This is a genomic window from Aeromonas sp. FDAARGOS 1403 (assembly GCF_019047325.1).
Classification (GTDB): domain Bacteria; phylum Pseudomonadota; class Gammaproteobacteria; order Enterobacterales; family Aeromonadaceae; genus Aeromonas; species Aeromonas dhakensis.
In genome coordinates, this window is the sequence record NZ_CP077249.1 from 1,737,885 (window position 1) to 1,759,399 (window position 21,515).

A 21,515-nucleotide genomic window follows, 5' to 3' on the forward strand; every position below is an offset into this window, starting at 1 on the left:
TCTACAACTCCTTATACAACCGGGGTCAGCCGGGAGTGGCTGGCGGGGGCGGCGCTGCAGGCCGCCGCGTATTGGCGCAGCACCTCCTGCACCTGATCGAGAATGAGGTCATGGGGATTGGCCGAGAGCGAGCCCTGACGCACCTTGCGGTATTGCAGCGGCAGGTGCTGGCTGAGCAGCGGCAGAGGAATGGGTTCGGCGGCCAGGTTGGCCAGCAGCCGGGCGTAACAGTCATCGACCCGGCTGTCGGGCCAGTAGTAGCGAATGCGATCGGAGTAGCTGTAGCCACGGGCCAGCCGGCACTCGTTGGGGCTGCCCTGATAGTGGCTGCGCCAGAAGTCGGGCCGATCCAGCATGGTCTCTTCCAGCACCTGGCGCAGGCCCGAGCAGGCCTTGGCCACCACCAGCTCCTCTTCGATGGCGGCGAGGGCAAACAGTGCCTCGCGCAGGGCAAAGGTGAGGGCCGGGCCGACCTTGAGGATGGCGAAGTGATCGCGTACCAGCTGGCGGTAGGCGTCCGGGGTCTGGTAATCGGTGGAGTGGGCCTCGAACACCAGATGGGGATAGGCCTCGATCATCCGGCTCAAGGGGGCGGCCCGCTCGGGGCGGTAGTCGATGACGTGGGTGTGGTCGAACTCCACGCCGGGCTGCACCACCAGACCGACCACCCTTGGCCAGAGCCGGGCCAGCCCGGCCTGCTCGAAGGCCTGCTGGTGGGCGGCCAGGGTGTGGCGCGCCGCCTCCGGCGTGGTGACCGCCAGCTCGGCCAGCTCTTCGTGGGCGCCGCCCGGTACCGGCACTTCGGTGCCAATCACATAGACCAGGTCGCTGTGGCCAAACTGCCGGATGGCGGTCTGCTCGGCCACGTTTGCCAGCCGGGCGGCGCGCGCCGCCACCAGCTCGTCGGTCAGCGGCACCGGATCCCCCTGGCAGGACATGCTGCAGTCGAGGTGGATCTTCTTGAAGCCGGCCGCGACATAGCTGGTGATGAGGTCCTCGGCATGGGCCATGGCCTGTTCGGCGGGCTCGCTCTGCCAGCGGTTGGGGCCGAGGTGATCCCCACCCAGTACCAGCCGCTGCACGGGAAAGCGGCACTCGGCGGCGAGCCGGTGCAGCAGGTCGCGAAAATCGGCCGGCGTCATGCCGGTGTAGCCGCCAAATTGATCCACCTGATTGGAGGTGGCCTCGACCAGCAGCAGCTGGTCCCCTTGCGCCGCCAGTCGCAGGGCCGCCTCCAGTACCAGCGGATGGGCGGAGCAGACGGCGTAGATCCCGACCTGTTCCCCCTGCTTGTGTTGTGCGACCAGATCCAGCATTGATTTCATTTCCCTCTTCCTCTTGGCCTGAACAAGATGCGTTGCTTTCGATTTCTTTCTTTACCCTAGGCGTACGGCGTTCGAAACGAAATAAAAGCGTGTTCACATCTTGAGTAAGATCACAAAAAGAAATGAATCGAAAGTATTTTCGCTGCTTCAGGGAGTCTGATGGCACTTTTCAATTCAATGAAAGCTTGATTTGCCATCGAGGCTGAGTGTTAATAGGGAAACGTAACGAAGTGAAAGCTCTACTTTCACCACAGGACTCCGGCAGAGAGACTATGCAAATCACCGAAAAGAGCGTGCTCGGCACCAGCGAGCGACGGGAGCGCATCATTCAGCAGCTGCGCAGCAATGGCAGCGTTCAGGTCAACGAGCTGGCCGGCCACTATCAGGTCTCCACCGTCACCATCCGCAACGATCTGGCATTTCTGGAGAAACAGGGGGTGGCGGTGCGCGCCTACGGCGGCGCCCTGCTGTGCGAATCCGGTCAGCCGGTGGCCGAGCGCACCATCGCCGACAAGAGCGTGCTCAACACCCCGGTCAAACAGCGCATCGGCGCCATGGCGGCGAGCCTGGTGCAGCCGGGTTGTCGCCTTATTCTCGACTCGGGTACCACCACCCTGGAGGTGGCACGCCACCTGCGCGATCACCAGGAGATAGTGGTGATGACCAACGGCATGAACGTGGCGAATGCCCTGCTGGAGGCGGAAGGGGTGGAGCTGCTGATGACGGGGGGCCACCTGCGCCGCAAGTCGCTCTCCTTCTACGGCGCCCAGGCGGATCTCTCCTTGCAGAACTATCACTTCGATCTGCTGTTTCTCGGGGTGGATGGCATCGATCTGGAGCGCGGCGTCAGCACCCATCACGAAGACGAGGCCAGGCTCAACCGCTGCATGTGCCACGTGGCCGAGCGGATCATCGTCGTGACCGACTCCAGCAAGTTTGGCCGGCTGAGCCTGCACAAGATCGTCGATACCCGGCGCATCCACACCCTGATCACCGACGACGCCATTGCGGCGGAGACCCTGACCGGTCTGCGCCAGGCCGGGATAGAGGTGCTGCTGGTGGAGGCCTGAGCCGGCAATCGACTGAGAATGCAAAAGAGGGACGCCGCGGCGTCCCTCTTTCGTGGTCGGGGCGAAGCTCAGTTTTGCGCGGGGAAATAGCGCTCGAGCAGGAGAGGGAGGATGGCCTGACGTTCGGCGTTCTTCTGCTTTGGGCAGAATGGCGTGATACCGGTAGGGATGAGGGTCAGTCTGGCTCGGGAAAGTAACGCTCGAGCAGGGCAGTCAGGATGGCCTGGCTCTCGGCATCCGGTTCACCGCTGACCAGGGCGGGCCGAAAGTGGAGCTGGAAGGCGCGCAGGGCGGCGCGGCTCTGTTCGTCCCAGTGGCCGCTCGGGGCGACGCCATAGCCGTAGCGGGCCAGCCGTTTCTGCCAGCCGAGGGCATCCCAGGCCGGCGCCGGCTGCTGGCACAGCTCGGTCAGCCGGGTCTCATCGGGCCAGGCGCCCACCCCGTAGTTCAGAGCCAGCTCGCGCCAGGGGAAGTGGGGGCCGGGATCTTGCTTGCGCTCGGGGGCAACATCGCTGTGGGCCAGCACCTGGGTGGGGGGGATCTGGTAGCGCTCGACCAGCTCGCGGCCGAGGGTACCGAGGGCGGCTATCTGTGCCCGGGTGTAGGGCTGCCAGCGCCGCTGGTGGGCGGGCAGCAGCTCGTCTTGTGGCGGGTAGCCGAGGTTGACGATCTCGATGCCAAGAGAGCTGGCATTGAGCCCCGTATACTGGTGCCAGCGGCTGCGGCCGGCATGCCAGGCGCGCCGGTTGTCGGGCACCAGCTGGTAGACCGGCAGCGGCCGCTCATGGGTATCGCGCGGGATAAGGTAGTGGGCGCTCACCTGATGGGCCGGCTCTGTCAGCAGGCGCAGGGAACGCTCATCGTCTTCATCCGTGTAGTGCAGGATCAGAAAGGCGATGCGCTCGTTCTGGCTGGCGCTCTGATGGTCGTTGTTGAGCCGATAGGGGGCGGGCTGACAGGCGCTCAGCAGCAGGGTGAGGCAGAGGGCATACCAGTGCCGGCAGTTGCCCCATGGCCGACGGCGCCCACCCACCGCCAGCAGGCGGGATAATGGTGAGCGCAGACGCCGGCCCATGGTTCAGCCGCGATACTTGGCGGTGAGGCCGATGAGGAAGTTGCGCAGGATCTGATCCCCGCAATCTTGATAGTGCTTGTGGTCCCGTGAGCGGAACAGGGCGCTCAGCTCGGACTTGGAGAGGTTGAAGTTAGCCAGCTTGAGGGTGGCGAGCATCTCCTCTTCCTTGAAGTTGAGGCCGATGCGCAGCTTGCGCAGGATCATGTTGTTGTTGATCCGGTTCGGGATCACCTGGGGCGGTGCATCTTCCCGCGCACCGCGGCGCACCAGGATCAGGCCGTCGAGGAACTGGCTCAGGGCCGAATCCGGGCAGGCGGCAAAGCCTGCCTCCTGCACCTCACCCTCTTCTGCCTCTTTCATCAGCCAGCCGTGTAGCTGGGCGTGGGTGACGGTCAGGTTGCCCTTGGCGAACATGTCGACCATCTGGTCGTTGCTGATGCTGAGGGCGTAGCGCAGGCGGCGCAAAATATCGTTGTTGGTCATGTCGACTCCTGTGGAAACGGCGCAACTTTACCATCTGGCGGGGCCCGCGTCAGAAAAAGCGGACCACCGGGTCAGGCGAGGTAGCGGGGAGCCTCCTGGCGCACCTGCTCCATCGCATCCTGCAGCTCCAGCAACTCGGGCTCGAGTTCGGCCACCGCCACCCCGTCCCGCAGCTGCTGCTCCAACTGGGAGAGCAGCCGCTGCAGGCGAGGCACCCCCGAGTAGGCGCAGCCGCCGTTGAGGCGATGGAGCTGGGCCAGCACCTCGCTGTCCTCCACCTGGCCGGCGAGCGCCGCCTCCAGCACCGGATCCACCTCGTCGAAACTGGTCATCAGCATGGTCAGCATCTCCTTGGCGAGATCCAGCTTGCCCGCCGCCTGGCGCACCGCCAGCGACCAGTCGATCTGCTGGCTGGCGTGATTCTGGTGGCGACGATGGGCGAAGTCGGTGATGAGCTTGGCCAGCATGGCCTCGTCGATGGGCTTGGCCAGGTAGTCGTCCATGCCCTGGCGGATCAGCCGCTCCCGCTCGCCGGGAATGGCGTGGGCGGTGACCGCGACGATGGGCGTCTCGGTGTTGAGGGACTGGCTGCGAATAGCTTGGGTGGCGCTGATGCCGTCCATGATCGGCATCTGGATATCCATGAAGATGATGTCGAACGGCTGGCTCTGGGCCAGTCTGACCGCCTCCTTGCCGTTCTTGCACACCACCACCTGGCTCACCATCTCCTTGAGCATGGCGGCGATCAGCTTGAGGTTGGCGGCGTTGTCGTCCACCGCCAGCACCTTGATCTCCTGCACGCTGCGCGGGGAGGGCTCTGGCAGCGGGGCGCTGCGCGCCGCCTCGGGGGAGAGCAGGGCGTGCAGCAGCTTGCGGTGGTTGATGGGTTTGGAGAGGCAGTGCTGGGCACCGTGGGCCAGCATGGCCTCGTAGAGCGAAGGCTCGTGGCTGCTGAGCAGCACTATGGTGTTCTGCTGGCCATCCAGCCCGTCGAGGCGCGCCACCACTTGCTGCGGGCTGTGCTGGGTGCCGCTGCCGATGATCACCATGTCCTGGCTGCTCATCTCGGGCCAGGGGTCGTCGCCGGTCAGGGAGTGCACCTGCAACTGCCACTCCGCCAGCAGGGCGCAGATGGCGGAGTGGCTGAAGGGATCCGGTTCCAGCAGCCAGACCCGCTTGCCCTGGATGCGATCCAGCGGCAACCGGTCAGTCTGGGGCAGGGGGGAGACCTCCAGATCCAGGCTGAAGGAGAAGACAGATCCCTTGCCGAGTTCCGATTCGAATCGGATCTGCCCCCCCATCTGCTGCACCAGCTTCTGGGTGATGACGAGGCCCAGGCCGGTGCCGCCATAACGGCGGGAGATGGAGGAGTCGGCCTGGTTGAAGGCCTGGAACAGCTGGCGCTGCTGCTCTTCCGAGATGCCGATGCCGGTGTCGCGGATCAGCACGTTGAGCCGCACCTTATTGCCGCTGAGGCTGCCGGTCTGCTCGATGCGCACGTCCACGTTGCCGCGCTCGGTAAACTTGATGGCGTTGCCGGTGAGGTTGGTCAGCACCTGCTGCAGGCGCATGGGGTCGCCAGTGAGGTAGTCCGGCACCTCGGCATCCACCTGCAGGGAGAGCTCCAGCTGCTTGTCGTGGGCGCTGGGGCCGAGCAGGTGCATGGTTTCGTTGAGGGTGTCGCGCAGGCTGAAGGGGATGTGCTCCAGCTGCAGCTTGCCCGCCTCCAGCTTGGAGAAGTCGAGGATGTCGTTGATGATGCCGAGCAGGTTGCGGGCCGACTTCTCGATGGTCTGCATGTAGTCGGTCTGGCTCGGTGTCAGGCTGGTCTTGAGCAGCTGGCGGGTAAAGCCGATGACCCCGTTGAGCGGGGTGCGCAGCTCGTGGGACATGTTGGCGAGGAACTCCGACTTGACCCGCGCCGCCTCCTGCGCCCGCTTCTTGGCCATGTCGAGCTCGACGTTCTGGATCTCGATCTGCTCCAGCGTCTCGCGCAAGTCGGAGGTGGCCTGATCGATGTTCTGCTGCATCTCCTCGTGGTATTCCGAGAGCGCCTTGGCCATGGCGTTGATGCCGTTTTTCAGCATGTCCAGCTCGCCGGTGAGCTGACCGCTGACCCGGGTGTCGAGCCGCCCCTCCCTGATCTTGTGCACCGCCTGCACCATGTCGGTGATGGGCTGGGTCACGCTCTTGACCAGCCGAAAGCCGAACAGGGTGCTGAAGGCGATGCCGATGAGCACCATGATCACCGCGAAGAAGGTGTCGCGGTACTGCAGGATCATGGCCCGGTCTGTGGTCATCTGCATGGAGATGTAGCCGATCATCGGCGGCTCCACGTCGCTCGGCAGCGGGAAGCCGTCCATGCTGGTCTCGGCCTGGATCGGGGTGCGCAAGATGATGTCGTCGCCATAGAGGGTGACGCTGGTGAGCTCGGGGATCTGGCTGCCGTCCGGCAGCCGCAGCCGGGTGAAGTCCCTGTGGTAGTTGGACGTCACGAACAGCTGGTTGTCCTGGGTGAAGACGGCGATGGACTTGATGAGCGGCGAGTTCTTGCGGTGGGTGAGGCCGATCAGCCGCTTGAGCGATTCGCGGCTGTGCTGGGTCATCCCGTATTCACTGGCGATGGCCAGCGGCTCTATGATGTTGATGCCCTGATCGATCAGGTTGTTTTCCAGCTGCTGATAGCGGTGGAAGGTGAAATAGCCGGCCATCAGGCCGCCGATGATCAGGGTCGGCAAGATGGTAAAGGCCAGCACACGCGCCCGAAGGCCATATTTGGTCATGCGGATGATCCCCCGAAGAGCAGGGTTGGCAATGGCGTAAACGAGCGGGTGCGGGCCCACAGGCCGTATTTGGTCATACTATTATTCTTGTGGGACAATAGCCTGCTGCAGATTCCACAATCATGACATAGCCACCTATAGGCACCAAGTTTTATGGCCCAGTTTTTCAAGCCCCAAAAGAAATCCGCCCAGCCCCAACGTATTGAATTTACGGTAGACAGCCTGGATCACCACTGCGTCGGGATCGGCCGCCACCAGGGCAAGGCGATCTTCATCGAAGGGGCGCTGCCCGGTGAGCAGGTCAAGGCCCGCATCCTCGAAGACAAGAAGCAGTATGCCCACGCCGCCCTGCAACAGGTGGTGACCCCGGCGGCCAATCGCATCGCCCCCTTCTGCAGCCACTACCGCGAGTGCGGCGGCTGCAGCGCCCAGCATCTGGCTGAGGCGGATCAGCGCGCCGCCAAGGAGGCCGGCCTGGTCAGCCTGTTCGAGCGGCTCGGCAACATCCAGCCTCCGGCGCTCGAGCCCGTGCTGGGCGGGGAGTCCCGCGCCTATCGCCGGGTCTGCCGGCTGGCCATCAAGTTCGACAAGAACGGCCGCTGCACCCGGGTGGGCTTTCGTCGTCGCCAGTCGAACGATCTGGTGGAGATCAGTGGCTGTCCGGTGCTGGCTGAACAGCTCTCCGCACTGATCGCCCCGCTGCGCGAATGCCTCAACCGCCTCAAGAGCCAGCGTGAGCTGGGCCATGCGGAGCTGATCCAGGCCGAGCAGGGGATCCTGATGCTGCTGCGCCATACCGGCCGGCCGACCGAGGCGGATCGGGCGCAGTTGATCGAGTTCGCCGAGGCGCAGGGGATCGACCTCTATCTGCAGGCGGCCGACGAGCAGATTGAGCCGCTGCACCAGCAATTTGCGCCCTCCTACTCGCTTGATGGCCTGTCTCTTGCATTCGCTCCCGGTGACTTCATCCAGGTCAACGGTCCGGTCAACCAGCGCATGGTAGAGCAGGCGCTCTCCTGGCTCGAGGCGGGCAAGGATGACAAGGTACTCGATCTGTTCTGCGGTATTGGCAACTTTACCCTGCCGCTGGCCCGTCAGGCCCGCGAAGTGGTGGGGGTGGAAGGGGAGCTGGCCATGGTGGCCCGTGCCGAAGAGAACGCCCGTCGCAACGGCATCGAGAACGCACGTTTCTACAAGGCGGACTTGAGCGGCGACATCGCCGGCATGTCCTGGGCGCGGGAAGGGTTCGATCTGGTGCTGCTGGATCCGGCCCGTCCCGGTGCGTTCGAGGTGATGGAGCACGTCGTGAAACTTTCACCCAGACGGGTGGTCTACGTTTCCTGTAATCCGGTCACCCTGGCGCGCGACAGCCAGGTGCTGGTGAAAGGGGGCTATCGGCTGGTGCGCCTCGGCATGCTCGACATGTTCCCGCATACCGGCCACCTGGAGTCCATGGCGCTGTTCGAGCGCAAATAGACGGACGGTGATGGGCAAAACGGACGTGGTGGCGGTGCCATGAAAGGGCAGCCGTCAGCTGGCGATGGTAGCGTCCATAACGCTGTCTGGGCAGGCATGATTGGGGTAATCTAGACCCTTGTAAATCGGCAGGGCCTGGCGGAGAACTCTATTGTTTTTCTTGACAATATGCCTTGAAAAATTCTCCGCAGATCCCCATTTGAGGCAATCTCATGAGGGGAGAGGGCGACAGCCTTCAGCCCAATAATTTAAAGGATTGATACCATGGTTGCGGTTCGCGATATTCATTTGAAAGACAACTTCACCCTGGAGGAGTGGGTCAGCTCGCTCACCCTGAGTGACAGTGACAAGGATCAGCTGCGAACCGTCTACCAGTACTGTCTGACGCTCGGTGACGAAGCGCTCACCAACCGGCTGCTGGTGCGCGGGGTCGAGATGGTGGGCATCCTGCTGATGCTCAGCATGGATCTCGGCACCCTCAAGGCCGCCATCATCTACCCCTTCGTCGAAGCCGGTCTCATCAGCCAGGAGCGGATGGACGAGGACTTCGGTCCCAAGATCGCCAAGCTGGTGGAAGGGGTGCTGGAGATGGAGGCCATCCGCTCCCTGCAGACCCTCCACCGCAGTGAAACCTCGCCGGAGCAGGTCGACAACGTGCGGCGCATGCTGCTCGCCATGGTCGAGGATGTGCGCGCCGTGGTGATCAAGCTGGCGGAGCGGATCGCCTGTCTGCGGGAGGCGAAGAAGGCGGATGAAGAGACCCGGGTGCTGATGGCCCAGGAGATCACCAACATCTACGCCCCGCTGGCCAACCGGCTCGGTATCGGTCAGCTCAAGTGGGAGCTTGAGGATCTCGCCTTCCGCTATCTGCACCCGGATACCTACAAGCAGATCGCCAAACAGCTCGACGAGAAACGGCTCGATCGGGAGCGCTACATCCGCGAGTTCGTGCAGTCCCTGCGCGATGCCCTGAAAGAGGCAGGGGTCGAGGCCGAGGTCTACGGCCGGCCGAAACACATCTACAGCATCTGGCGCAAGATGCAGAAGAAGCACCTCGAGTTCAACGAGCTGTTCGACGTTCGTGCGGTGCGGGTGGTGACCAAGCGGCTGCAGGATTGCTATGCGGCGCTCGGCATCGTTCACACCCACTTCCACCACATTCCCCGCGAGTTTGACGACTATGTCGCCAACCCCAAACCCAACGGCTACCAGTCCATCCATACCGTGGTGGTGGGGCCCGAGGGCAAGACGGTGGAGATCCAGATCCGTACCGACCAGATGCACCAGGATGCCGAGCTCGGTGTGGCTGCTCACTGGCGCTACAAGGAAGGGGCTCAGGCCGGCGGCAAGGCCAACAACTTCGAAGACAAGATCGAGTGGCTGCGCAAGCTGCTCGCCTGGCAGGAGGATCTCTCCGAGAGTGGCTCCCTGCTCGAGGATCTGCGCAGTCAGGTGTTCGAGGACAGGGTCTACGTCTTCACTCCGAAAGGGGATGTCATCGACCTGCCGGCGGGGGCCACGCCCCTCGACTTTGCCTATCACGTCCACAGCATGATCGGCCACCGCTGTATCGGCGCCAAGATCGACGGCCGCATCGTGCCGTTCACCTATGCGCTGCAGACCGGCGATCAGGTGGAGGTGATCACCCAGAAAGAGCCGAACCCGAGCCGCGACTGGATGAACCCCAACTCAGGCTTCCTGCGCTCCAGCCGGGCGCGGGCCAAGGTGGCCACTTGGTTCAGAAAGCTGGATCGGGACAAGAACATCGTCGCCGGGCGCGAGCTGTTCGACAAGGAGCTGGATCGCCACAACCTCAGCATGGCCAAGATCGACAAGGGCAACATGCTGCGCCGCTTCAATCTGGAGAGCACCGACGATCTGCTGGCCGGCATCGGCAGCGGCGACATCCGCATCAACCAGGTGATCAACTACCTGGACACCTGCTACAACAAGCCGACGGCGGAGGAGGAAGATCGCCGCCTGCTGGAGAAACTGGAACAGAAGGCCAACGCGCCGTTCCGCCACAAGCCCAAGGATCACATAGTCGTGGAAGGGGTGGGCAACCTGATGACCCACATCGCCCGCTGCTGTCAGCCGATCCCCGGGGATGCCATCCAGGGTTTCATCACCATGGGCCGCGGCGTATCCATCCACCGGGAGGATTGCGAGCAGCTCAAAGAGCTGTCGCGCCGCAACCCGGAGCGGTTGATCGACGCGGTATGGGGGGAGAACTACTCCGGCGGTTACGGTCTCACCATCCGCATCCTCTCCAACGACAGATCCGGCCTGCTGCGCGACATCACCACAGTGCTCGCCAACGAGAAGATCAACGTGATGGGGGTGCGCTCACGCTCCAACGTGCGCGAGCAGACCGCCGAGATCGACATGGAGCTGGAAATTTACAACATCAACGCCTTCAACCGGGCGTTGGCCAAGCTCAGCCAGCTCAATGACGTGATCAGCGCCAAGCGCCTCTGATCGTACGCAACACTGCACTCGTGACCGACCGCCAGGTCGGTCACTGTTTTCTCCCGGTAGCATCAAGAAAAGCGAACATCCCATGTCCCAACGTTACGACCTGCCCCAACTGCTCGCCATCATGGCCAAACTGCGCGATCCGCACGGGGGCTGCCCCTGGGATCTCAAGCAGAGCTTCCAGACCATAGTGCCGCACACTCTGGAGGAGGCCTACGAGGTTGCCGACGCCATCGAGACCGAAGATTGGCAGGGGCTGAAAGGGGAGCTGGGGGATCTGCTGTTCCAGGTGGTGTTCTACGCGCAGCTTGGCAAGGAGCAGGGGCTGTTCGACTTTGCCGACATCGTCGACACGGTGAGCGAGAAGCTCATTCGTCGCCACCCCCATGTCTTCTCCGATGCCGACCTCGGCGACGAGCAGGCGGTGAAGGTGAACTGGGAGGCGGAAAAGGCCAGGGAGCGGGCGGCGCTCGACAAAGAGAGCGTGCTTGACGACGTCCCCCTCTCGCTGCCGGCCCTGACCCGCGCCGCCAAGATCCAGAAGCGCTGCGCCACCGTCGGTTTTGACTGGAAGACCCTGGGCCCGGTAGTGGACAAGATCCACGAGGAGATCGACGAGGTGATGGAAGAGGCGCTGATGGCCGACGTGGATGAAGCGCGGGTGAGTGACGAACTCGGCGATCTGCTGTTTGCCACCGTCAACCTGGTGCGTCATCTCGGCAAGGATCCGGAGCAGGTGCTGCGGGGCGCCAACGCCAAGTTCGAACGCCGCTTTCGTCAGGTTGAACAGTTTATCGCCGCGGAAGGGCTGAAAATGACCGACTGCAGCCTCGAGAAGTTGGATGCCGCCTGGGTCAAGGCCAAGGAAACCGAACAAAGTTGATTTGGCGCAAGATGGGGGCACCGGGAGCCTGATAGATTTTTGTTCATTGTTTGGGAGAGGGGGTTTTGGTATACTGTTTCCCCGTCCTGCTTCATCCCCGAAGCACCCCTTAAAATTCCCTAAACTTCTTTCAGGTTCAGCATGACGACAAAATATATTTTTGTAACTGGTGGCGTTGTTTCATCCCTCGGCAAAGGCATTGCCGCAGCTTCTCTGGCAGCCATTCTGGAAGCCCGTGGTCTGGATGTGACCATCATGAAACTGGACCCCTATATCAACGTGGATCCGGGCACCATGAGCCCGACCCAGCACGGTGAAGTGTTCGTAACCGAGGACGGGGCCGAGACCGATCTGGACTTGGGCCACTACGAGCGTTTCATCCGCACCAAGATGACCCGCCGCAACAACTTCACCACCGGTCGCATCTATGCCGACGTGCTGCGCAAAGAGCGCCGCGGCGACTATCTGGGCGCCACCATTCAGGTGATCCCGCACATCACCAACGCCATTAAAGAGCGGGTGATTGCCGGTGCCGAAGGCCATCAGGTTGCCATCGTCGAAGTGGGCGGTACCGTGGGCGATATCGAGTCCCTGCCGTTCCTCGAAGCCATTCGTCAGCTGGCTGCCGAAGTGGGTCGCAACAACGCCATGTTCATGCACCTGACCCTGGTGCCTTATCTGGCCGCCGCCGGCGAAGTGAAGACCAAGCCGACCCAGCACTCCGTGAAGGAGCTGCTCTCCATCGGTATCCAGCCGGACGTGCTGATCTGCCGTTCCGACCGCGCCATTCCGGCCAATGAACGTGCCAAGATCGCCCTGTTCTGCAACGTGCCGGAGCGTGCCGTCATCTCCATGAAGGACGTCGACTCCATCTACAAGATCCCGGCGCTGCTGAAATCCCAGAACCTGGACTCCTACATCACCGAGCGCTTCGGCATCGAGTGCAAGGAGGCCGATCTGGCCGAGTGGGAACAGGTCATCTATGAAGAGGCCAACCCGACTGCAGAAGTGACCATCGGCATGGTAGGCAAGTACGTCTCCCTACCGGATGCCTACAAGTCCGTCAACGAGGCGCTCAAGCACGGCGGTCTGAAGACCCGTCTCTCCGTCAACATCAAGTACATTGATTCCCAGGACATCGAGACCCGTGGCGCCGAGCTGCTGGAAGGTCTGGATGCGATCCTGGTACCGGGTGGCTTCGGTGAGCGCGGCGTGGAAGGCAAGATCCTGGCGGCCCAGTATGCCCGCGAGAACAAGATCCCGTATCTCGGCATCTGTCTCGGCATGCAGGTTGCCATGATCGAATTTGCCCGCAACGTGGCCGGTATGACTGGGGCTCACTCCTCCGAATTCAAGAAAGATTGCGCCTACCCGGTAGTGGGTCTCATCACCGAGTGGGTGGATGACGAAGGCAACGTTGAGACCCGGACCGAGCAGTCCGATCTGGGCGGCACCATGCGTCTGGGTTCCCAGCTCTGCCACCTGGTGGAAGATTCCAAGGTGCGTCAGATGTACGGCAGCCCGACCATTTACGAGCGCCACCGTCACCGTTATGAAGTGAACAACAAGCTGCTGCCGCAGATCGAAGCAGCGGGCCTGAAAGTGACCGGTCTCTCCGCCGACAAGAAGTTGGTGGAAATCATCGAGATCCCGGATCACCCCTGGTTCGTGGCCGCGCAGTTCCACCCGGAGTTCACCTCGACTCCTCGTGATGGCCACGCCCTGTTCGCCGGTTTTGTGAAGGCGGCGGGCGAGTATCAGAAGCGTAATCTGAAGTAATTGAAAATAAATGCGGTTGGGGCCCTGTGCCACAGCCGCTTTTTTTGGCATATTTTTGTTGTTTTTTTACGAAACCTGAGGAAATACACATGTCCAAGATCGTTAAAGTGATCGGTCGTGAAATCATCGACTCCCGTGGTAACCCGACCGTTGAGGCCGAAGTTCACCTGGAAGGTGGTTTTGTTGGTATGGCAGCCGCTCCGTCTGGCGCGTCCACCGGTTCCCGCGAAGCGCTGGAACTGCGTGACGGCGACAAGAGCCGTTTCCTGGGTAAAGGCGTGCTGAAAGCCCTCGAAGCCGTCAACGGCCCGATCGCTCAAGCTCTGCTGGGTAAAGATGCCAAGGACCAGGCCACTGTCGACCAGATCATGATCGACCTCGACGGTACCGAGAACAAATCCAAGTTCGGCGCCAACGCCATCCTGGCTGTTTCCCTGGCCAACGCCAAAGCTGCCGCAGCTGCCAAAGGCATGCCGCTGTACGCCCACATCGCCGAGCTGAACGGCACCCCGGGTGTCTACTCCATGCCGCTGCCCATGATGAACATCATCAACGGTGGTGAGCACGCCGACAACAACGTCGACATCCAGGAGTTCATGATCCAGCCGGTTGGCGCAAAGACCCTGAAAGAAGCCGTTCGCATGGGCGCCGAAGTGTTCCACAACCTGGCCAAAGTGCTGAAGTCCAAGGGCTACAACACCGCAGTTGGTGACGAAGGTGGTTTCGCTCCGAACCTGAAATCCAACGCCGAAGCGCTGGAAGTGATCGCCGAAGCCGTTGCTGCTGCCGGTTACAAGCTGGGCACCGACGTGACCCTGGCCATGGACTGCGCTGCTTCCGAGTTCTACGACGCAGAGAAGAAAGAGTACAACCTGAAAGGCGAAGGCCGTGTCTTCACCTCCAACGGTTTCTCCGACTTCCTGGAAGAGCTGACTGCCAAGTTCCCGATCGTCTCCATCGAAGACGGCCTGGACGAATCTGACTGGGAAGGCTTCGCCTACCAGACCCAGAAACTGGGCAAGAAAATCCAGATCGTGGGTGACGACCTGTTCGTAACCAACACCAAGATCCTGAAGCGCGGTATCGACAACGGCATCGCCAACTCCATCCTGATCAAGTTCAACCAGATCGGTTCCCTGACCGAAACTCTGGCTGCCATCAAGATGGCCAAAGACGCTGGCTACACTGCCGTCATCTCCCACCGCTCCGGTGAGACCGAAGACGCGACCATCGCCGACCTGGCTGTTGGTACCGCTGCTGGCCAGATCAAGACCGGTTCCATGAGCCGTTCTGACCGTGTTGCCAAGTACAACCAGCTGATCCGCATCGAAGAAGCCCTGGGTGCCAAGGCTCCGTTCCGCGGTCTGAAAGAAGTGAAGAACCAGGCTTAATCATCGCCTGTTCTCCTGCTTCACAAAGCCCCGCCATCCGGCGGGGCTTTTTCGTCTGTGTCACCCCCATCCCCGGATTCTGCATTTTTTGTTCCGACCGAACCCATCCGGGACACAGGCTTTCTTTTGTCTTGCCTGCGAATATGGGAAACTAGGCCGCTTGAAGGAGACTCAGTGCATGCGGCTACTCACTCTTATCCTGCTCTTCCTGTTGGGAGGGCTTCAATACGACCTCTGGCTGGGGAAGAATGGCCTGTCTGACTATCGTGAGCTGTCTGATGCCATCACCCGGCAGCAGCAGGACAATCTGGTACTCAAGGATCGCAACAACCTGATTTATCGCGAGATTGATGACCTGACCTCGGGCCTGGAGGCCATCGAGGAGCTGTCGCGCAACGATCTTGGCTACATCAAGCAGGGCGAGACCTTCTACCGCATCATTCCCAAGGACAAAGACAAGGGCTCCAGTTCCGGAGACGCAGCCTACGATGACTGATCATCACAGCGGACTGACCGCCATCGTGCCGGCCGCCGGCATCGGCAGCCGGATGGGGGCCGAGTGCCCGAAACAATATCTGCAGCTGGCGGGCATGGCCATTCTGGAGCACACCCTAACCCTGCTGCTCTCCCACCCGGCTATCGGTCAGGTCATAGTGGCGCTGGCTCCCCATGACCGCTGGTTCGACACACTGGCCGTGGCCGCCGATCCGAGGATCCTGCAAGTGGAAGGGGGCGCCGAACGCGCCTTCTCCGTGCTCAATGCGCTGCACGTGGCGCAAGGGGAGTGGGTGTTGGTGCATGACGCCGCCCGTCCCTGCCTGACCCACGGCGATCTCGATCGCCTCATCGCCACCGCCATGGCCTGTGGCGGAGCCATCCTCGGCAGCCGGGTGCGCGACACCATGAAGCGCTCCGACGCCGCCGGCAACATCCTCGCCACCGTCGAGCGCGAGGAGCTCTGGCACGCCCTGACCCCGCAGATGTTCCCCACCGGCCCCCTCAAGCGGGCGCTGGAGGAGGGGCTGGCGCTGGGTGCCACCATCACGGATGAGGCCTCCGCCATGGAGCGGGCCGGCTTCCGGGTGCGAATGGTGGAAGGGCGAGCCGACAACATCAAGGTGACCCGGCCGGAGGATCTCTCCCTGGCGGGGCTCTATTTGCAGCAACAGGACGCGCGCCGGCCGGCGCGACCCGATTCACCCACAGAGGAGCTGGCATGATCCGGATTGGACATGGTTTTGATGTACACAAGTTTGGCGGGGTTGGCCCCTGCATGCTGGGCGGGGTGGCGGTGCCGTATGAACAGGGCCTGCTGGCTCACTCCGATGGTGATGTGGTGCTGCATGCGGTGAGCGATGCCCTGCTGGGGGCCATCGGCGCCGGCGACATCGGCCGCCATTTCCCCGATACCGCGGCCGAATTCAAGGGCATCGACAGCCGCATCCTGCTGCGGGACGTGTTTGCCCGGGTGCAGAAGGCGGGTTATGCCATCGGCAATCTGGATGTGACCATCATCGCCCAGGCGCCCAAGATGGCGCCCCACATCGACGCCATGTGCGCCGTGCTGGCCGCCGATCTGCAATGTGATTTGAACCGGGTGAACGTCAAGGCGACGACCACCGAACAGCTTGGATTCACGGGGCGCAAGGAAGGGATCGCCACCGAAGCCGTCGTCTTACTGGTGAAACAATAATGCTCGAACAACTGGCCTACCTGCACGGGGCGCCCACGGCCCGCGGCATCCTCAAGGCGCAAGCCGCCGACTTCGTGGTCAATGAAGATCTCGGGTTTGAACCCTGCGGCGAGGGTGAGCACATCTTCGTCCAGGTGCGCAAAACCGGCGAGAACACCGCCTGGGTGGCGGGCCTGCTGGCCGATGCGGCCGGGGTTGCCCGCAATGCGGTGACCTGGGCCGGGCTGAAAGATCGCCACGCGGTGACCGAACAGTGGTTCGGTATCCACCTGCCTGGCAAGGCAGAGCCGGACCTCTCGGTCATCGAGAGCGACAGCATCCGGATCCTGCAGGTGAAGCGTCACAACAAGAAGCTGCGGGTCGGCTATCTCAAGGGCAACCACTTCACCCTGCGCCTCACCGGACTGGAGCAGGCCGACGGGCTGGAGTCCCGCCTGCAGGCCATCGCCGACCAGGGCGTGCCCAACTACTACGGCGAGCAGCGTTTCGGTCGTGGTGGCAACAATCTGGAGGCCGCCAAGGCGATGTTCGCCGGCAAGCGGATCAAGGATCGCAACAAGCGCTCCCTCTATCTCTCCGCCGCTCGCAGTATGCTGTTCAACGCTATCGTCAGCGCCCGCATCGAGCAGGGGCTGGCCCATCAGCTGCTGGCTGGCGACTGCGTGATGCTCAAAGGCAGCCACTCCATCTTCAGCGAAGAGAGCGTGACGCCCGAGCTGGAGGCGCGTCTCGCCTCCGGCGACGTGCAGCTCACCGCGCCCCAGTGGGGGCGTGGTCGCTCTGCCAGCCAGGGCGCCGCCGCCGAGTTCGAGCAGGCAGTGCTGGCGCCTTATCACGAGTGGTGCGAGGGGCTGGAGAAGGCGGGGCTGGATCAGGATCGCCGCCCCTTGCTGCTCAAGCCGCAGGCCATGAGCTGGCAGTTGGAGGGGGCTGTGCTGACCCTGTCGTTCTTCCTGCCGGCCGGGGCGTTTGCCACCAGCGTGGTGCGCGAGTTAATGCAGGCCGAAGAGGCCGATCATGGTTTCAGGGATCAGTCCGATGAGAATTCTGGTCAGTAATGACGACGGTGTGCATGCCGAGGGTATCCGTGCCCTCAGCGAGGCGCTGGCCGCCTGCGGCGAGGTCATCGTGGTGGCGCCGGATCGCAATCGCAGCGGGGCGAGTCACTCCCTGACGCTGGAAGTGCCGCTGCGGGTCACCCGCATCGCCGAAACCGGATATCATGCGGTGAAGGGAACGCCGACCGATTGCGTGCACCTAGCCGTCAACGAGCTGGTGCGCCCGGAACCCGACATGGTGGTGGCCGGTATCAACCACGGTGCCAACCTGGGGGATGACGTCATCTACTCGGGCACGGTGGCGGCTGCGACCGAGGGGCGCCACCTCGGCTTCCCCTCGCTGGCCATCTCGCTGGTAGGCAAGACCCATTTCTCCACGGCGGCCCACTACGCGGCCCTGCTGGTGAAAGGCATGATGGTGCACCCGTTGCCTGCCGATCAGATCCTCAACGTCAATGTGCCCGACCTGCCCCTCGACCAGATCAAGGGGATCAGGGTGACGCGCCTTGGCAACCGCCACCGGGCGGAGTCGGTGATCTGCACCGAGGATCCTCGCGGTCAGCCCATCTACTGGATCGGCCCCCCCGGCAGCCAGCAAGATGCGGGAGAAGGCACGGATTTCGCCGCCATCGAGCAGGGCTACGTCTCGATCACCCCCCTGACCATCGATATGACTGCCTACAGCAGTCTGGCGGGGCTGGGGGCTTGGTTGGACCTGCAGGGATGAAGGTGTGATAGTACAGCGCCTGTTAAACCAGCTGATCGCGCAGGACATTCGCGATTTCCGCGTACTCGCGGCGATTGCCAAGGTGCCGCGCCAGCTGTTCGTGGATGAAGCCATGGCCCACAAGGCCTGGGACAATACGGCCCTGCCCATCGGTCACGGCCAGACCATCTCGCAGCCCTACATGGTGGCGCGCATGACCGAGCTGCTGATCCAGAACAATCCGGCCCACGTGCTGGAGATTGGCACAGGGTCGGGTTATCAGACGGCGGTGCTGGCCCATCTGGTGGAGCACGTCTACACGGTGGAGCGGATCAAGTCGCTGCAGTTTCAGGCCCGGCGCCGGCTGCGCCAGCTCGACCTGCACAATGTCTCCGCCAAGCACGGCAATGGCTGGCTGGGTTGGCCCAATAAAGGACCGTTTGACGCCATTTTGGTCACGGCGGCCGCCAGCGAGGTGCCGACGGCCCTCACCGATCAGCTGGCCGACGGTGGTCGGCTGGTGTTGCCGGTGGGGGATAGCCAGCAAACCTTGCAGCTGATCGAGCGGTCGGGCTCCCAGCTCACCAGCCGGATCCTGGAGCCGGTCCGTTTTGTTCCCCTGATTGACGGAGATGTCGAGTGAAGTTGTTTTCCCGCCTCTATGTGCTGGTGATGCAGTGGGCGCGCCACAAATATGCCCCCTGGTATCTGGCGATCACCGCCTTCATCGAGTCGGTGTTCTGGCCCATCCCGGTGGATGTGATGCTGGCCCCCATGGCGCTCGGCAAACCCCGACGGGCCTGGCACTATGCCGCGCTCGCCACCCTGTTTTCGGTACTGGGTGCCCTGGTAGGTTACCTGCTCGGCTATGCCCTGTGGGAGCCGGTGGTCCAGCCGCTGGTGGCTTCCGTCGGCTATGAGGAGAAGATTGCCGTGGCCGAACAGTGGTTCCAGCAGTGGGGTATCTGGGTGATTTTTATTGCCAGCTTCACGCCGATCCCCTACAAGGTGTTTACCGTGACGGCCGGTCTGCTGCAAATGGCACTGCTGCCCTTCATCGTGACCTCGCTGATCGGGCGTGGCATGCGCTTTTTCCTGGTGGCGGGTCTGATGCGTTGGGGTGGCGAAAAGATGGAGCGCAAGCTGATGCACTATGTGGATGTGCTGGGTTGGCTCTGTATTGGTTTGGCCGTCGTGGCCTATTTCTGGTTTAGTCGTTGAGGATCCACTATGCGTTCGCGTATTTGGCAAGGAAGCAGTGTCGTCGTGTTGTCATGGCTGTTGCTTGCTTGCGCTTCCAGCAAGACCGCCGCCCCCGTCCAGGGACTGGGCAATGACGGTCTTGTTTCCACCATTCCGGCGCGCCAGATGGCGGCCCAGCCCACCATTCAGGGCAACAGCTATACGGTGAAGAAAGGGGATACGCTCTACTCCATCGCCTTCAACTCGGGCAATGACGTGCCCTCGCTGGCCAGCCTCAATGGCATCAGCCCTCCCTACAACATCTATCCGGGTCAGCAGATCAGGCTCGACGCCTCCGGCAGCACCATGGCGGTGGCACGCAGCGCGGGCACCTATCAGGTTCGACCCGGTGATACCCTGAGCAGCATTGGTCGCCAGTTCGGCATGTCGAATCAGACCCTGGCCCAGAACAACAATTTGAGAGCCCCCTTTGCCCTTCAGGTGGGGCAGGTGCTGAACGTGCAGTCCTCCGGGGCGAGCAGTGGCCAGATGGTGGCGGCGACCTCGCCGGTGACCGCTCCGGTGGTCAGCCAGAGCAGTGGTCCCAAACCCCTGGCGCCGGCGACGTCAGGTACGACCACTCCGTTCATCAAACAAAAAACCGTTGCTCAGCCATCTTCAAAAGAATACGCTCAGGCAAAAGAACAAAAAAACGACAACAAGCCTCAGTCGAGACTTTCTTGGCACTGGCCGACCAAAGGCCGGATCGTCGAGGGTTTCTCTGTTGCGGAACAGGGGAACAAGGGCATAGATATCGCCGGCCAGAAGGGGCAACCCATCTACGCAGCGAGCGGCGGCAAGGTCGTCTATGCGGGTAGCGCACTAAGGGGTTATGGCAAGCTGATCATCCTCAAGCACGATGATGACTACCTTTCAGCCTACGCTCACAACGATGAGCTGCGGGTCAAGGAAGGGGATTCGGTGCAGGGCGGATCTGTCATTGCCAACATGGGTAGCACGGACGCGCCGGATGTGCGATTGCACTTTGAAATCCGGTACAGAGGCAAGTCGATCAACCCGATGAGCCATTTGCCAAAGCGTTAGACCCAGAGAGTTAAGTCTTACTCTGGTGCAGGTCAGGGAGACACGCCATGAGCCAAGAACAACTGGTAATGCAGGATGCAGAGTTAGAGTTCGACGAAGAGCTGGAGAGTCAGGAAGAAGAAGAGATACAGGAAGTTGCGGCCGAGGCCGAAGAGACGATTTCCGATGAGCTGATGGCACCTGAACTGAACAAGGTGATGGATGCCACCCAGCTCTATCTCGGGGAGATTGGTTTCTCCCCCCTGCTCACGGCTGAAGAGGAAGTCTATTATGCTCGCCGTGCCTTGCGGGGCGACAAAGCCGCCCGCAAGCGCATGATCGAGTCCAACCTGCGACTGGTGGTCAAGATCGCCCGTCGTTACAACAACCGCGGCCTGGTGCTGCTGGATCTCATCGAAGAGGGCAACCTCGGTCTCATCCGCGCGGTCGAAAAATTCGATCCGGAGCGCGGCTTTCGCTTCTCCACCTATGCCACCTGGTGGATCCGCCAGACCATAGAACGGGCCATCATGAACCAGACCCGTACCATTCGTCTGCCCATTCATGTGGTCAAGGAGTTAAACGTTTACCTGCGCACCGCACGCGAACTCTCTCATCGCCTCGATCATGAACCGACCGCCGAGGACATTGCCCAGGCGCTCGATCGCTCGGTGGACGATGTGAACCGCATGCTCAAGCTCAACGAGAAGATCACCTCGGTCGATACGCCGATTGGTGGCGATCGCGACAAGGCGCTGCTGGATGTGCTCTCTGATGAGCGCGGCATGGGCCCTGAGCTGGAGTCGCAGGATGACGACATGCGCGCCAGTATAGTGCACTGGCTGGAAGAGCTGAATCCCAAGCAGCGTGAGGTGCTGGCCCGTCGCTTCGGTCTGCTCGGCTATGAGCCGGCGACCCTGGAAGACGTGGGGGCCGAGATTGGCCTGACCCGGGAGAGGGTGCGCCAGATCCAGGTGGAGGGACTGCGCCGTCTGCGGGAGATCCTGCTGGGGCAGGGGCTCTCCATCGAGGCGCTGTTCCGCACCAACTAAT

At 62.2% G+C, this 21,515-nt stretch carries 19 protein-coding genes; 15 read left to right on the forward strand and 4 right to left on the reverse strand.

Going from position 1 to position 21,515, the window contains the following annotated elements:
- Positions 1-11 precede the first annotated feature (11 nt).
- Positions 12-1,325, reverse strand: coding sequence for a tagatose-bisphosphate aldolase subunit KbaZ (kbaZ, locus tag I6L33_RS08355; RefSeq protein ID WP_216973884.1), 1,314 nt, complete (start codon positions 1,323-1,325; stop codon positions 12-14).
- Between the two features lie 272 nt (positions 1,326-1,597).
- On the opposite strand from kbaZ, the gene I6L33_RS08360 reads away from it, so the two are divergent.
- Positions 1,598-2,395, forward strand: coding sequence for a DeoR family transcriptional regulator (locus I6L33_RS08360; RefSeq protein WP_124250304.1), 798 nt, complete (start codon positions 1,598-1,600; stop codon positions 2,393-2,395).
- 175 nt (positions 2,396-2,570) lie between these two features.
- Here the strand turns inward: I6L33_RS08360 and I6L33_RS08365 are convergent, their stop codons facing one another.
- From I6L33_RS08365 to barA, 3 genes are all read right to left on the reverse strand, one after another.
- The gene (locus I6L33_RS08365; protein WP_216973885.1) at positions 2,571-3,470 is read right to left on the reverse strand and encodes an N-acetylmuramoyl-L-alanine amidase; all 900 of its coding nucleotides are present in this window, start codon (positions 3,468-3,470) and stop codon (positions 2,571-2,573) included.
- Between the two features lie 3 nt (positions 3,471-3,473).
- On the reverse strand, positions 3,474-3,953 hold the full coding sequence (locus I6L33_RS08370) for a DUF1456 family protein (protein WP_005309414.1): 480 nt from the start codon (positions 3,951-3,953) through the stop codon (positions 3,474-3,476).
- Between the two features lie 71 nt (positions 3,954-4,024).
- Entirely contained in the window at positions 4,025-6,736 is a 2,712-nt protein-coding gene (gene barA / locus I6L33_RS08375) for a two-component sensor histidine kinase BarA (RefSeq protein ID WP_024941396.1), read from the reverse strand.
- A gap of 153 nt (positions 6,737-6,889) precedes the next feature.
- Here barA and rlmD point away from each other — a divergent pair, with 153 nt between their 5' ends.
- The 14 genes from rlmD to rpoS all read left to right on the forward strand — a co-directional run bounded on the left by rlmD (position 6,890) and on the right by rpoS (position 21,514).
- Positions 6,890-8,212 (forward strand): 23S rRNA (uracil(1939)-C(5))-methyltransferase RlmD, encoded by a 1,323-nt coding sequence (gene rlmD, locus I6L33_RS08380; protein WP_216973886.1) that lies wholly within the window; start codon positions 6,890-6,892, stop codon positions 8,210-8,212.
- A gap of 264 nt (positions 8,213-8,476) precedes the next feature.
- Positions 8,477-10,690: a GTP diphosphokinase gene (gene relA / locus I6L33_RS08385; RefSeq protein ID WP_005309420.1), complete on the forward strand. Its 2,214-nt coding sequence runs from the start codon at positions 8,477-8,479 to the stop codon at positions 10,688-10,690.
- Positions 10,691-10,772: 82 nt separating this feature from the next.
- Positions 10,773-11,570, forward strand: a complete 798-nt coding sequence (gene mazG, locus I6L33_RS08390) for a nucleoside triphosphate pyrophosphohydrolase (RefSeq protein WP_024941398.1) — start codon at positions 10,773-10,775, stop codon at positions 11,568-11,570.
- A gap of 141 nt (positions 11,571-11,711) precedes the next feature.
- Positions 11,712-13,349, forward strand: a complete 1,638-nt coding sequence (gene pyrG / locus I6L33_RS08395; protein WP_216973887.1) for a glutamine hydrolyzing CTP synthase — start codon at positions 11,712-11,714, stop codon at positions 13,347-13,349.
- A gap of 89 nt (positions 13,350-13,438) precedes the next feature.
- Entirely contained in the window at positions 13,439-14,740 is a 1,302-nt protein-coding gene (gene eno, locus I6L33_RS08400) for a phosphopyruvate hydratase (protein ID WP_005309426.1), read from the forward strand.
- A 178-nt stretch (positions 14,741-14,918) separates the two neighbouring features.
- Positions 14,919-15,236 (forward strand): cell division protein FtsB, encoded by a 318-nt coding sequence (gene ftsB, locus I6L33_RS08405; RefSeq protein ID WP_005309428.1) that lies wholly within the window; start codon positions 14,919-14,921, stop codon positions 15,234-15,236.
- Complete coding sequence (gene ispD, locus I6L33_RS08410) at positions 15,229-15,960, forward strand: 2-C-methyl-D-erythritol 4-phosphate cytidylyltransferase (RefSeq protein WP_216973888.1); 732 nt, start codon at positions 15,229-15,231, stop codon at positions 15,958-15,960. The genes ftsB and ispD overlap by 8 nt, the downstream gene beginning before the upstream one ends.
- Positions 15,957-16,433 (forward strand): 2-C-methyl-D-erythritol 2,4-cyclodiphosphate synthase, encoded by a 477-nt coding sequence (ispF, locus tag I6L33_RS08415; protein ID WP_005309431.1) that lies wholly within the window; start codon positions 15,957-15,959, stop codon positions 16,431-16,433. The genes ispD and ispF overlap by 4 nt, the downstream gene beginning before the upstream one ends.
- On the forward strand, positions 16,433-17,491 hold the full coding sequence (gene truD / locus I6L33_RS08420; protein ID WP_126881189.1) for a tRNA pseudouridine(13) synthase TruD: 1,059 nt from the start codon (positions 16,433-16,435) through the stop codon (positions 17,489-17,491). The genes ispF and truD overlap by 1 nt, the downstream gene beginning before the upstream one ends.
- A complete protein-coding gene (gene surE, locus I6L33_RS08425; protein ID WP_043170413.1) occupies positions 17,472-18,218 on the forward strand; it encodes a 5'/3'-nucleotidase SurE in 747 nt (248 codons plus the stop codon). Before truD ends, surE begins: the two co-directional genes overlap by 20 nt.
- Positions 18,219-18,222: 4 nt before the next feature.
- Entirely contained in the window at positions 18,223-18,840 is a 618-nt protein-coding gene (locus tag I6L33_RS08430; protein WP_005309437.1) for a protein-L-isoaspartate(D-aspartate) O-methyltransferase, read from the forward strand.
- Positions 18,837-19,418 (forward strand): YqaA family protein, encoded by a 582-nt coding sequence (locus I6L33_RS08435; RefSeq protein WP_026141142.1) that lies wholly within the window; start codon positions 18,837-18,839, stop codon positions 19,416-19,418. The genes I6L33_RS08430 and I6L33_RS08435 overlap by 4 nt, the downstream gene beginning before the upstream one ends.
- Positions 19,419-19,427: 9 nt before the next feature.
- A complete protein-coding gene (locus I6L33_RS08440) occupies positions 19,428-20,483 on the forward strand; it encodes a peptidoglycan DD-metalloendopeptidase family protein (protein ID WP_025202185.1) in 1,056 nt (351 codons plus the stop codon).
- A gap of 47 nt (positions 20,484-20,530) precedes the next feature.
- The gene (gene rpoS / locus I6L33_RS08445) at positions 20,531-21,514 is read left to right on the forward strand and encodes an RNA polymerase sigma factor RpoS (protein ID WP_005309444.1); all 984 of its coding nucleotides are present in this window, start codon (positions 20,531-20,533) and stop codon (positions 21,512-21,514) included.
- Position 21,515: the final 1 nt, after the last annotated feature.